Source organism: Bacillus sp. EKM501B (assembly GCF_011800505.1).
Classification (GTDB): Bacteria; Bacillota; Bacilli; order Bacillales; family Bacillaceae_G; genus Bacillus_A; species Bacillus_A cereus.
Map to the genome: position 1 here is coordinate 225,651 of NZ_JAALFZ010000007.1, position 13,145 is coordinate 238,795.

Sequence of the window (13,145 nt, forward strand, 5' to 3'; positions counted from 1 at the left end):
TAAATCCAAATGAAAAGAATAGTCAAAGGAAAAGGGTAAATATTGGTATGTTTCTGTAATAGTTTTTGAATTTGCTGTTATTTTGTCCGCTATACAAAAGGAATAACCCCCTACTTTTAGATTATAGAGGGTTATTTTAAATTAAGGTTTTGGAACACTTCTCGTCAAAGTGTATGACTGTTGTTTGGAGTAGTTTGTGGTCCATAGTGTTTGAAGGAAAGAAAGTATGCTATATGGGATATAGAGTAGTAATAAGCCGATTGTAACAATTATGGGTGAATTTCCGCCAAATTGAACGATAAATTGTAACAGTCCATTTGCATGAAAAACGCATTCCATAAAAACGAATGAAAGAATAATGGAACCTAAAATTGATTTATGATTCGAAGTAAGCGCCAAAAACAATGTATCCACAAGAAAAGAATCATGTTTTATTTCATATTCATTTGTGTTTTTTAAGAAAGGAATCCATTTTTTTACTGCTTGCATAACGATAATCATGGAAGTACTACATACGATGATAAATGATGAGTAGTAAGGAAGGTTTATAAATTGTGCGATGTATAGAAGTAGTAATAAGACTGAACATTGTAATACTACAGTGCAAAAAGAGTAAGGTATCCATTTCAATACAGTAGTAAACTTTTTAAACGAATTAGGTAATTTGAAAAATAAATGGCCGATACCCAAACTTATGAAAAATCCGATCGCAAGGGTAAAAGTAAAACGAACAATCGATATAAAATATATTTCCCATATGTAAGGGAATAATGGTGTTGAATGATTAGAAGTATGTATCATTTGGTTTGCTGAGAAAAAGATAGATTCATGCATCCAATCAACCTTTGGAATTGATATAGAAGAAAGCTGTGCGAAGTTTTGAAAAATGCTAATAAATCCATTTTGATAAGAATAATTGTGTGTAATAAAAAGAGCTGGAATAGGACTTATGGCAAAAATAACAATAATACCAATTATAAATTTACATATATGTGAGCGTAATAAGGACATATAACCACCTACTCTTAGAATATTCAGAAAATTCTTATTCTTATTTTAGCTTTTTTTGAAAGAAGTTACAATATATTTTTCATTCAGTAATTCAGAGAGAAGATTTGATAGCAAAAATATGCAAGTGAAGGATTCATGAATAAATTATGACAAGAAAATGAATAATTTTCAGAAAAATAAAATAAATTATTTATTTTTTTCTGAAAATATAATATAGTTATGGCACAGAAAGTATTTTAACATAAGGAGGCTTTTTATGAGGATTAAAGGGAATTACGTGCCGAAAAGGGAAGTTTTACTGTGCTCAAGTTCGATTACGATAGGGGAAGCGTTAGAGCATTTAAATAAAACGGGGTATCGTTGTGTACCAGTTTTAGATGAAAAAAAAGAGAAATTTTTAGGGAATATATATAAAGTAGATATTTTAGAATATAAAGGATCACTTGATGAGAGTGTAATACAATTATTAAACGATAAAGAAGGATTTGTGAGAGAAGATTCATCTTTCTTTAAAGTATTTTTTACAATAAAAAAATTGCCTTATTTATCAGTAGTTGATGAAAAAGGGGTTTTCCTTGGAATTTTAACGCATAAAAAAGTTTTTGAGTTATTAGAGGATGCATGGGGTGTTCACTCTAGTAAATACTCTGTCATGATTGGAACGCAAGACTATAATGGAGCAATCCAAAAGTTATCGACAGTTTTAAAGAAATACACTGGTATTCAAAGTTTGATGACTTTTGATAATGATGCCTTATTAGTTCGTAGAATTATGTTTACATTAGGAGAAGAGTTTAACGACGGTGAATTAGAGACATTATTGAAAGATTTAGAAGATCACGGATTTAGAGTTGTGTATGTGGAAGAGATGAAAAATCCACGTGAAGTTGAAACGATAGAGTAACATACAAAAGCCATCTAAATTATATTAGATGGCTTTTGTATGTTACGTGTATAAAGTTATTTGAAAATAACGATCGAATAATAGGTGAGATTATAACAATATTTGTGTAAGAGAATAAAAAATGTAGATAATTTCGATTTTCAAAAAAATCAATTTGAAAATATGTTTTTATTTTGCAACTAAATATGTTACTATATGTGTGATAAAAACAAAGAGGTCTGACATCTATACTCCACGTAATAACACTCTAATGATTTAAAAATTCAAAAAAATCAAAAATTAAAATAATAATTATATTAATGATTAGAGTAAAAATAAGGGGAATGGAGAAATTATGGAGAAAGACACTGCTTTGTAAGGGGCATATTTTATCATCTTGAGCAGAGAGGAGGATGCATAGCATATTGTAAAATATAGAGATAAACAATGAAAAAGTGCTATGCAAATGAAGAGCATGAAGGGACGTTTAAGGCCAGGTGATACGGTAGCAATTGGTTTAATGCTATTTGCATTATTTTTAGGAGCAGGAAATTTAATTTTTCCGCCAGTTTTAGGTCAACAAGCAGGAGAGAATGTTTGGATTGCTACAATAGGATTCCTTGTAACGGGAGTCGGATTACCCCTACTAGCTGTAACAGCTGTCGCGTTTGTAGAGGGGGACTTGAAAGCGCTATCTTCTAGAGTCCACCCTATATTTGCGTTTATTTTCCCATTGATTAGTTATTTAGCAATTGGACCATTTTTCGCGATTCCTCGTACTGGAGCTGTTTCGTTTGAAATGGGTATGAAGCCGTTTTTATCAGAGGCAATGGTTTCAGAGTGGTACATGCTATTTCTTTTCACGATAGTTTTCTTCGGAATAACGTGGTATTTATCATTAAATCCATCTAAATTAGTGGATTGGTTCGGAAAGTTTCTTACACCATTATTAGTATTAATTGTCGCTGTTATTGTCGGAAAGGCAATTATTGATCCAATTGGAGAGCCAGCTGCGCCGTTAGCTGCTTACAAAGAAAATGCTTTCTTTGGTGGATTTATTCAAGGATATTTAACGATGGATGCAATTAGCGCGCTCGTATTCGGAATTGTCGTTGTACAAGTTATCCGCTCTAAAGGGATAAAAGAGAGTAGTCAAATTGCAAAAATAACAGTAGTATCAGGTATTATTGCTGTACTTGGTTTAACGTTAATTTATTTATCACTTGCTTATCTTGGTTCAACAAGTACATCACTTGGTATCTCAGAAAACGGTGGTCTTATTTTAACGAATGTTGTAAATGAGCTATATGGGACGAGTGGTAAAATTTTATTAGGGCTTGTTATTATACTTGCTTGTTTAACAACTTCTGTTGGGCTAACATCTGCGTGTGCGGGTTTCTTTACAAACTTATTCCCAAAACTTTCGCATAAAACGATTGTAACAATGGTATGTGTATTTAGTTTAATTGTATCTAACCTAGGTTTAACGCAATTAATCGCAGTAACATTACCTGTGTTAATGATCATTTATCCAGTTGCAATTGTATTAATTGTACTTTCGTATTTCCATAAGTGGATTGGGAAGCATAATACAATTTATATTGGAGCTATTTTAGGTGCATTGTTAATTAGTTTCTTTAACGGTTTAGAAAGTGCGAAAATTAAAATTGACGCGATTTCTAATGTACTACAAATGTTACCGTTATATAACGAAGGAATCGGATGGTTAATTCCATCATGTATTGGCGGGATTCTCGGTTTCTTCTTCTATAAATCAAATGAATCAAGTGAATTACAAAAGAAAGGTGCTTAGGCACCTTTCTTTTTTTGAAGGGGATTTTTGTATTTTGTCTAAGTAATAAGTGGGGGGGAATGATAAATGGCTAATTTTGAAGATTTTTTAAATTTGGATTTGAGAATTGGAACTGTAATATATGCAGAGGAATTTAAAGAAGCGAGAGTACCAGCGATTAAACTAGCAATAGATTTTGGAGAAATCGGGATAAAGCAGTCAAGTGCTCAAATTACGAAAAGGTATAGTCCAGAAGATTTAATCGGTCAACAAATCGTTGCTGTTGTAAACTTTCCACCAAAGCGTGTAGCTGGATTCAAATCAGAAGTACTTGTGCTTGGTGGTGTTCCTGAAGCTGATGATGTTGTGTTACTTCAGCCTAATATGGAATTGCCAAATGGAACAAAAATTAGCTAGGGTGAAGGTAGGGGCTAATATGGATATCGGACGAGAATATTTGCAATGTGCGATTTCGAACTTTAAAGCAACAAAGAAACAAGGGGAACGGGCACTTTCTCAATTATCATATGAACAAATACAATGGTCTTCTCATGAAGAAACAAATAGTATAGCGATTATTATTAAGCATCTGCACGGTAATATGCGTTCTAGATGGACGGATTTTTTAACGTCTGATGGTGAAAAAACAGATCGTAATCGAGATGGTGAATTTGAAGGATGCTATCACTCAAAAGAAGAAACCCTTATAGCTTGGCAAGAAGGATGGAAATATGTTTTTAATACGATGAATACTTTAACGCCGGAACACTTATTGAAGACGGTATACATTCGCGGTGAAGCACATACTGTCATGCAAGCAATTGAAAGGCAAATTGCTCATTATGCATTGCATATTGGTCAGATTATTTACATTGGGAAGATGTTAAAAGAAAATGAGTGGGAATGTTTAAGTATTCCGAGAGGTCAGTCTACGCGTTCTGTAGAGAAAAAACGTTTAACATAATAATAAGAAAGAAACCGATAAAAAATGGGAAAAAAGAAAGTCAGCCAAATAATAGATGGTTCTGTAATCATAAGAATACTGCCAAAAATAAGTCCATATATAATAAGAAAGAAATTGAAAAGTGTATTCACAGGGAGAAATCGTGAGATAAACACTTGCTGTCGTTTAAAACAATCACTGTGAAATAAATAAAAGCGGAAGTACCATGTGGCTGTAATAAGGTCTTTCTTTCTCACAATTCTTTTTTTGCATGTATGACAGATAAATGGTGGTTGCATTTCATTACGCTCCATTTTTTATTTTCATAATAATGTGAGACAAAAGTAGGTACAAAGTGTATGTTCCTATATACGCTCCTGCAATAAGGAAAAATGGATTCAGTAAAATTCCATGAATGCTCGTCATGAAAACTAAATCTTGTATTAAAACATCGTATATATTAATGGAAATAATTATACCGAGTACATACAGTGTCAAGTACGCAGAAATATGTAGCACAATAGCGATTTTTGGTTGCTTAGCGGACAAATAAAAAATTAATGATAGAGCAATTGGTAATATTCCTATTAATAGCTTCAATTCATTTCACCTCATTAACAATATAGCCGAAATTTTAACGGTCTATTCTCTAGGGCTTGTACATAACTTGAAATAGAGAGGTGATAGTATGAATCGGGGCTTTTTTTTTATGAAGTTTACAAGTATGCGTAAGTTAGTTTTATTTGTTATTACTACAATGCTAGCGACTTTTTTTCTTATTAGTATGATGGTAACCTCTATGAAAGAGACAAAGTCAACGTATTTATATAATTGGTTAAATGAGTTATCGATGAATGGTTACATGTATGTACTTGGAAAAGAGAATCATTATTTTACACAGGAGTATCGAAATTTGAATCAAGATTTTTCAATTTCTTCTTTTCTCTTTTCTATGGCTACAAATATTCGCTTTAATGATGTACGCAGTTTCGTCGGGAAAGAGCTCCCGGGGTTTGGTAAGTACGATACAGAAATTGTTATTGCGGGTGAGGGTACAAATTATTCTAACTTACCGATAGAGTCGAGTGTTCCTCTTGAAGAAGTGGTGAAGGAACGGACTAGTGGAACTGGACAAGTACCTAAACAAGATACGAGTAAAGAGAAAAAACAGCCGTCCCAAACGACTGGGAAGAGACAAGTTGCGTTTATTTATCATACACATAGCTGGGAATCTTATTTACCTTTACTTAACTTAACGAATGACCCGAATCCGAATAAAGCAACGAGTTCTGTATCGAATATTTCTATATTAGGAGATCGTTTCCGTGAACAACTAGAAGGTGAAGGGATTGGAGCTACTAACGATAAGAGTGATGTTGGTCAAAAGTTAATAAGTAAAGGTTTAAACAGTAATAGTTCGTATAAAATGTCACGAGAAATTGTGCAGCAAGCTATGGCTGGAAATAAAGATCTTCAATACTTTTTTGATTTGCATCGTGATAGTGCCCGAAAGAATGTAACGACAAAAACAATTGGAGATAAGTCATATGCAAAGCTTGCATTTGTAGTAGGGAAAGGAAATAAAAACTATGAAAAAAACTTACAATTAGCGACAGCTTTACATGAGGCGATTAATAAGAAATATCCAGGAGTGAGTCGTGGGGTCATTCAAAAAGGGTTCCAGACAGGAAATGGAATCTATAATCAAGACCTATCAGGACAAGCAATATTAATTGAAGTTGGCGGTGTAGATAATACAGAGGAAGAATTGAATCGATCAATTGATGCACTTGCTAAAGCATTTGGTGAATATTTTTGGCAGGCAGAAAAAGTGAATGGATAAAGTGAAACGTGAATTAGCCAGGACATCTATCGATAATTATTAGCGCACTTCAATCTTGAAAAAACGTAAGTGTAATGCTTGCGTTTTTTCTTTGTAATGGTGAGACGTCACAGAATAGACATAATTTGTCGTTGTTATAGTAATATCGAAATTTGTCAATTTATAGTAGGAGATTTACAAAGGAATTTTCGGGAAAGTAGAGAAAATCTTTTTATAAGGAAAACTTTTTATTATGAAACTGGTAGGGTGATTGAAGTGATTAGGGAAATCGAAATAGAAGATGCAGCATCATTTTTGCAATTAAGTAAGCAATTAGATGAAGAAACGAAGTTTATGCTATATGAACCAGGAGAAAGGAAAACTACAGCTGAGCAACAAGAAAAAATGATCCATCGATTTATGGAAAATGAATATGCAACAATATTTGTAGCAGTTGAAGATGAGAGAATAGTAGGTTTTATATTAGTGAATGGAAATAACATTCAAAGAAAGAGGCATGTGGCAAGCATTGTAATTGGTATTTTGCAAGAGTATAGCGGGCGAGGTATTGGGACGAGATTGTTTAAAGAGGTTGAGAAGTGGGCAAAATTACATGATGTATGGCGTTTAGAATTAACAGTAATGGCCCACAATACAAGAGCTCAGGCACTATATAAAAAAGCTGGATTTGAGAAAGAAGGTGTCAAAAAAGCTGCTCTTATTATCGATGGAAAGGGCATCGATGAGTATGAAATGGCCAAATTATTAAAATAAGAGGTCGTTATATGAAAAAAAGATGGGCACTACTTGGTATTGTAGCTGCAATAATTATTATTGGAGTAGCAGGAATCAATTATAAAATGTATAAGGATAAGCAGGCGCGGGAAGTAAGTGTAAATAGCATATTTCCGAAAGCGAAAGAAACGATTGCTAATATGGATGGGGATATTGCGGTAATTAATAATCCGAATTCAATGCTTGTACTTGTAAATAAAAGTAGGCGTTTACCAGATGGGTATAGACCGCCAGATTTAGTTATTCCGAAAGTGCGCTACTCTAGTGAAGGTGATCAAGAAAAGAAAAAGATGAGAAAAGAGGCAGCGAGGGCGCTTGAGGATATGTTTCAGCAGGCTGACAACGAGCGTATTTTTCTTTTTGCAGTTTCTGGATTTAGATCTTTTGATCGACAAAAAGCATTAAATACGATGTATAAAAAACAAGACGGGGAAGCAAAAACAGCAATGTCTAGCGCGGTTCCTGGCACAAGTGAGCATCAAACTGGACTAGCTATGGATATTACGTCTCAATCTGCTAAATTTCAGTTAGAGACGGTTTTTGGGGAAACGAAAGAAGGTCAGTGGCTTTCTGAAAATGCCCATAAATTTGGTTTTGTTGTTCGATACACAAAAGCGAAAGAAACGATTACGGGTTATCGGTATGAACCATGGCACGTAAGGTATGTGGGAAATCCACAAGCTACATATTTGTATGATAATCAACTGACGCTTGAAGAAGTAACAGAGTAAATGATTGAGGGGAGAGACGTATAATGACGATGTTATATAAGAAAAAAGTACATGCATATATTACAAGAGAAAAAGAGGGGGTTATGCAATTACTTGTTTTTAAACATCGTGATATACATGAAGCTGGTATTCAAGTGCCAGGAGGAACGGTTAATGAAGGTGAAACGTTAGAAGCGGCTATATTGCGTGAAGTACAGGAAGAATCCGGATTGCGTCATTTATGCATAGAACGTTTTTTAGCAGATTACATCATACATATGAAAGAAAAACAGGAATATGAAAAACGCCACTTTTTTCATGTAACTTTACTAACAGATGTAAAGGATACTTGGGAACATATTGTAAGTGCTGGTGAGGAAGATAAAGGATTAGTATTTTGCTACGAATGGGTTGATATTGCAAAATGCCCTGAATTAGCTGGGAAACAAGGTGAGTTTTTACATTTGTTAGATGAAGTATACGCACAGTAATGTAAGAGTCTGAAGCGAAGTTTAATCCGTTTCAGACTTTTTTTATTTTTCGGGAAATTAAAGGTGTTTAAATAAGGATATTGAATTTCTTTAAAGGGATATTAATTTAGGATGTGTTGAGGTGAAAAATTGAAAAATTAAGGGTTATACGCTAAAAAAGTTCATATAAGGGAGAATATAAATGGAAATTCAGTTTAATCCAATCTTAAAAAAGGAATTAACAATTCAAGATATTCAAAATGAAATGGAATCTGGAAAGTTAACTTCAAAAGAGCTAGTAATGTATTATCTCTATAGAATCGCAAAGTATGATCAAGACGGACCGAAAATCAATTCAATTTTAGAAATCAATCCAGATGCTATTTTTATTGCAGAAGCGTTAGATTATGAAAGAAAGACAAAAGGCGTAAGGGGACCATTGCATGGAATACCTGTTTTGCTTAAGGATAATATTGAAACGAATGACTCCATGCATACAAGTGCAGGTACAATAGCTCTAGAACAAAATATAAGCAGTGAAGATGCATTTCTTGTTACTAAACTGCGAGAAGCAGGGGCAGTGATAATTGGAAAAACGAATATGACAGAATTAGCAAATGCAATGTCTTTTGAAATGTGGGCTGGATATAGTGCAAAAGGTGGTCAAACAATCAATCCATACGGAACGGGCAAGGATCATATGTTTGTTGGCGGATCTAGTACAGGATCTGCGATAGCAGTTGCTGCTAACTTTACAGTAGTATCTGTTGGGACAGAAACCGATGCTTCTATTTTGAGCCCCGCTGTTCAAAATTCTGTAGTAGGTATTAAACCGACTGTCGGTTTAATTAGTCGTAGAGGAATTATTCCATTTACTTATTCACAAGATACAGCTGGACCATTTGCTAGAACGGTAACAGATGCTGCTATTTTGCTAGGGAGTTTAACTGGAGTGGATGAGAAAGATGTAGTTACTCGAAAAAGTGAAAATAGGGCATATCGGGATTATACATCTTACCTTGATGCAAATGGTTTAAATGGAGCGAAGATTGGTGTGTTTAACGATGCACCAAAAGATTATTACGAAAATGGTGAGTATGATGAAATCTTGTTTAAGGAAACGATTCAAGTATTACGTAATGAAGGAGCGACAGTAGTAGAAAATATTGATATTCCTTCTTTTCATAGAGAATGGAGCTGGGGAGTTCCGCTTTATGAGCTGAAGCATAGTTTAGATAACTATCTTTCTAAATTACCTTCTACTATCCCGGTACATTCTATTTCGGAGTTAATGGAGTTTAATAAAAACATAGCAGAAAGAGCTTTAAAATATGGACAAACTAAGTTAGAGGGAAGAAAAGATTTTCCTAATACGTTACGAAATCCAGAATATTTAAATGCGAGATTAGAAGATATATATTTTTCTCAAGAACAAGGCATTGATTTTGCATTGGAAAAATATAATCTTGATGCGATACTGTTTCCTTCCTATATAGGTTCTACTATATGTGCAAAAGCGGGTTATCCGTCTATAGCAATACCAGCAGGGTATATGGAAAGCGGGAGGCCTTTTGGAATTACCATTGCAAGCACTGCCTTTAGTGAAGGGATATTAATTAAATTAGCTTATGCTTTTGAACAAGCGACAAAGCATAGAAAAATCCCCAACTTATCATGAATAGAATAAACAAAGAGGACAGGAATCCCTGTCCTCTTTGTTTTAGTGATTAAATTGAAATATCGTTCTGCTCTGTCTTATGATATTTTAATAAACTAAAAGATAAACAAGCGGAACATAAAATAAGAATAGAAGCGATGATATAAATTGTACGAACACCGAACATATCAGTAATAATGCCAATGCTAAGCATAGATAGTCCAGAGGCTGTTGAAAGAAGTGCACCATGTGCTGTATACATTTTGGATAATAAAGCAGGGGCGACACGTGATTGTAAAACAGTCGTTTGGGAAATATCTCTAATTTGATAACATGGTCCCATTAGAACACATAGAAAAAGCGCAATAAATCCGCTGCTCGTCATACCATATAAAAATGTAAGAATGCTAAATATAAGAGAGCCAATCGACATAGATCGTATTAAATTGTTTTGAATATAGGAACTCATTTTCCATGCTAATAGACCACCGATTAACGTGCCAACATAATAACTTGTATTAATATATCCCCACCATTCTTCGCCTTTATGAAGGATAGTCGTAACGTATGCCATCGTAATAGCGCCAATCCATATTGTCCCTGCGAAAGTTTCGATTAAGTCCATATATGTAACGGTACGGAGAGAAGGATTTTGAAATAGGAGTTTCCAACCTTCCAATAAAACAGTACTTTTGGAAGAGGGAGAATCTGCTATTCTTTCAGTATGTATGGAACGTAATGAAAAATGTAATGCAATGCATCCGAAAATCATTAAAATGTTATTAATCATGAGTGTAGAAGTAGCGCCAATGAGAAGAACGACAATACTCGTAAATGAATAAGCAACGGCTTGCACAATTTGTGTTGAAAAGGAAAAGATACTATTTACTTTTACTAATTTTTCTTTCGGTGTAAGGCGCGGGAGAATACCGTATAATAACGGAGCACTCCACCCACTACATAATGAAATGACAAAAATAAAAGTTAATAGAGCTATAATGTTTGTGGATAAGACCGGGAACAAAATCATTAATAATAGTAAAAAGACTGTTTTCAGCCATTGGAGCGTATATAACAGCGTATAAGATGGAAAACGATTTATTATAAGTGGTGCAGAGATGTTAGCAATTAGATTTGTGATAACTTGTAATAATGGAAAAAGAGCAGTAATAGTAGCTGATTTAGTTGCTATATAAATATGAGTTGTAATAATCATTACATATACGATGTCAGCGAGAGTAATGCATATTTTGGAACCTAAATAGTAGATTAGTGACAGGTTTCTCAATAAGATTATCACCTCTATAAAAAATAGTATTTAGTAATTAGAATAATTGTAATTTAAAAATTAAAATTTTTAAAGAATTTAATTTTTTGTCACTTTTTGAAAGGGATTTTCATGTATAATGAAGAATATATTGATATAGTATTATATTAATGATCATTGTAACAGTGAGTATGTACAATAGCTTGTAGCAAACGCCCAAGTGTAAGAAAGGGCGGATAAACCATTCTTTTCTTCATATACATATAGAAAATGAGAAAGAAAGTGAGGGTTGCATATGGCTGCTTGGGTAATTTGGTTTATAATAGCTGGTATTTTATTTATCGCAGAAATGTTGTCGATTACATTTTACATGCTTTGGCTTGGAATTGGAGCTGTTGTCGGAGGTCTTATTGCTTTGTTTGCTCCTGATGCACTACTGTTACAAGTTACTGTTGGTGCAATTGTAAGTTTAACTTTGACATTCTTTACGAAAAGAATTTCAAAAAACTTTCGAGAAGCAAAAGGTTTTACTGATACAGTAGATATGCTTGTTGGTAAAAAAGGGATTGTTATGCAAGCGATTACAAATGAAGCGAATGGTATTGTGAAAGTGGATGGAGATACTTGGACAGCTATTGCAGATTCTTCAATTGATGCTGGAGAAAAAGTCGTTGTTATAAAGAGGCATAGTACTATATTACAAGTGAAAAAGGAGAGTGAATAAATATGGTAGCATTAACGTTAACGATTATATTCGCACTAATTGTAGTTACATTTATCGCATTAACAATTAAAATTATTCCTCAGCAAAAAGTTGGGGTTGTTGAAAGATTTGGTAAGTTTCAACGTATCATGCACCCAGGGTTAAATATTTTAATACCAATTGTAGATCGTGTTCGTGTATATCATGACTTACGTATTCAACAAACGAATGTACCACCGCAAAAGGTAATTACGAAAGATAATGTTCAAGTAGAAATTGATACTATTATTTTCTATCAAATTGTTGAACCAGAACTTGCGACATATGGTATTTCAAACTATGAATATGGTGTTCGTAATATTACTTCAGCAACGATGCGTCAAATTATCGGTAAAATGGAACTGGATGAAACGTTATCTGGTCGTGAAAAAATTTCAACAGAGATCCGCTTAGCGCTTGATGAAGCAACAGAAAAATGGGGCGTACGTATTGAACGTGTCGAAGTTGTTGATATTAACCCGCCAAAAGATGTGCAAGCATCAATGGAAAAACAAATGAAGGCTGAGCGTAATAAACGTGCGATTATTTTAGAAGCTGAAGCAGCAAAACAAGATAAAGTCCTTCGTGCTGAAGGGGAAAAGCAAAGTAAAATCTTGATGGCTGAAGGGGATAAAGAAGCGCGTATTCGCGAAGCTGAAGGTATAAAAGAAGCAAAAGAATTAGAAGCGCAAGGGGAAGCAAGGGCAATTGAAGAAATCGCAAAAGCAGAACAAAATCGTATTGAATTGCTTCGTGAAGCGAATTTGGATGAGCGTATACTTGCTTACAAATCATTTGAATCATTAGCTGAAGTTGCAAAAGGACCAGCAAATAAAGTCTTTATTCCGTCTAATGCAATTGAAACACTTGGTACTCTCGGGGCAATTGGAGAAATATTTAAAGAAAAACAAGTGAAGAAACTACCTTCAAATGATACAGGAAAAGAACAATAAAAGTGAGGAAGAGAAATGGGATACTGGTCATCTCCCTGTCAAGTAGACAGAAATAAAAAGAGTATTATGCCACGGCCTTTTCCCGATATTCTATCGGGGA

Annotated in this window: 15 protein-coding genes; 11 read left to right on the forward strand and 4 right to left on the reverse strand. The window is 34.0% G+C overall.

Annotation, left to right across the window (positions count from 1 at the left end; all coding sequences use genetic code 11):
- Positions 1-141: 141 nt before the first annotated feature.
- Positions 142-1,011, reverse strand: coding sequence for a hypothetical protein (locus HFD78_RS16220; protein ID WP_000055258.1), 870 nt, complete (start codon positions 1,009-1,011; stop codon positions 142-144).
- Between the two features lie 256 nt (positions 1,012-1,267).
- Between HFD78_RS16220 and cbpA the strand changes: the two genes are divergently transcribed.
- The 4 genes from cbpA to HFD78_RS16240 all read left to right on the forward strand — a co-directional run bounded on the left by cbpA (position 1,268) and on the right by HFD78_RS16240 (position 4,650).
- A complete protein-coding gene (cbpA, locus tag HFD78_RS16225; RefSeq protein ID WP_001220526.1) occupies positions 1,268-1,915 on the forward strand; it encodes a cyclic di-AMP binding protein CbpA in 648 nt (215 codons plus the stop codon).
- Positions 1,916-2,369: 454 nt separating this feature from the next.
- A complete protein-coding gene (gene brnQ4 / locus HFD78_RS16230; RefSeq protein ID WP_423231392.1) occupies positions 2,370-3,707 on the forward strand; it encodes a branched-chain amino acid transport system II carrier protein BrnQ4 in 1,338 nt (445 codons plus the stop codon).
- A gap of 66 nt (positions 3,708-3,773) precedes the next feature.
- Positions 3,774-4,103: a chaperone CsaA gene (csaA, locus tag HFD78_RS16235; protein WP_001263024.1), complete on the forward strand. Its 330-nt coding sequence runs from the start codon at positions 3,774-3,776 to the stop codon at positions 4,101-4,103.
- Positions 4,084-4,650 carry a DUF1572 domain-containing protein gene (locus HFD78_RS16240; protein ID WP_139847960.1) on the forward strand — a complete coding sequence of 189 codons (567 nt, stop codon included), beginning with the start codon at positions 4,084-4,086 and terminating at the stop codon, positions 4,648-4,650. The genes csaA and HFD78_RS16240 overlap by 20 nt, the downstream gene beginning before the upstream one ends.
- On the opposite strand, the gene HFD78_RS16245 is transcribed toward HFD78_RS16240, so the two are convergent.
- Complete coding sequence (locus HFD78_RS16245; RefSeq protein WP_139847961.1) at positions 4,611-4,928, reverse strand: permease; 318 nt, start codon at positions 4,926-4,928, stop codon at positions 4,611-4,613. The two genes, HFD78_RS16240 and HFD78_RS16245, sit on opposite strands and share 40 nt — an antisense overlap.
- Positions 4,929-4,932: 4 nt before the next feature.
- Complete coding sequence (locus HFD78_RS16250) at positions 4,933-5,229, reverse strand: hypothetical protein (protein WP_097862653.1); 297 nt, start codon at positions 5,227-5,229, stop codon at positions 4,933-4,935.
- An 88-nt stretch (positions 5,230-5,317) separates the two neighbouring features.
- Here HFD78_RS16250 and spoIIP point away from each other — a divergent pair, with 88 nt between their 5' ends.
- The 5 genes from spoIIP to HFD78_RS16275 all read left to right on the forward strand — a co-directional run bounded on the left by spoIIP (position 5,318) and on the right by HFD78_RS16275 (position 10,104).
- The gene (spoIIP, locus tag HFD78_RS16255) at positions 5,318-6,472 is read left to right on the forward strand and encodes a stage II sporulation protein P (protein WP_001079280.1); all 1,155 of its coding nucleotides are present in this window, start codon (positions 5,318-5,320) and stop codon (positions 6,470-6,472) included.
- Between the two features lie 255 nt (positions 6,473-6,727).
- The gene (locus HFD78_RS16260; protein WP_000617574.1) at positions 6,728-7,225 is read left to right on the forward strand and encodes a GNAT family N-acetyltransferase; all 498 of its coding nucleotides are present in this window, start codon (positions 6,728-6,730) and stop codon (positions 7,223-7,225) included.
- 11 nt (positions 7,226-7,236) lie between these two features.
- The gene (locus HFD78_RS16265; RefSeq protein ID WP_000747647.1) at positions 7,237-7,977 is read left to right on the forward strand and encodes a M15 family metallopeptidase; all 741 of its coding nucleotides are present in this window, start codon (positions 7,237-7,239) and stop codon (positions 7,975-7,977) included.
- A gap of 23 nt (positions 7,978-8,000) precedes the next feature.
- Positions 8,001-8,447 carry an NUDIX hydrolase gene (locus tag HFD78_RS16270; RefSeq protein ID WP_000178289.1) on the forward strand — a complete coding sequence of 149 codons (447 nt, stop codon included), beginning with the start codon at positions 8,001-8,003 and terminating at the stop codon, positions 8,445-8,447.
- A gap of 181 nt (positions 8,448-8,628) precedes the next feature.
- A complete protein-coding gene (locus tag HFD78_RS16275) occupies positions 8,629-10,104 on the forward strand; it encodes an amidase family protein (RefSeq protein ID WP_000405396.1) in 1,476 nt (491 codons plus the stop codon).
- A 49-nt stretch (positions 10,105-10,153) separates the two neighbouring features.
- Here the strand turns inward: HFD78_RS16275 and HFD78_RS16280 are convergent, their stop codons facing one another.
- Complete coding sequence (locus HFD78_RS16280) at positions 10,154-11,371, reverse strand: MFS transporter (RefSeq protein WP_139847963.1); 1,218 nt, start codon at positions 11,369-11,371, stop codon at positions 10,154-10,156.
- A gap of 274 nt (positions 11,372-11,645) precedes the next feature.
- Between HFD78_RS16280 and HFD78_RS16285 the strand changes: the two genes are divergently transcribed.
- Positions 11,646-12,074 carry an NfeD family protein gene (locus tag HFD78_RS16285; RefSeq protein ID WP_000741974.1) on the forward strand — a complete coding sequence of 143 codons (429 nt, stop codon included), beginning with the start codon at positions 11,646-11,648 and terminating at the stop codon, positions 12,072-12,074.
- A 2-nt stretch (positions 12,075-12,076) separates the two neighbouring features.
- A complete protein-coding gene (locus HFD78_RS16290) occupies positions 12,077-13,045 on the forward strand; it encodes an SPFH domain-containing protein (protein ID WP_000226253.1) in 969 nt (322 codons plus the stop codon).
- Positions 13,046-13,145 lie beyond the last annotated feature (100 nt).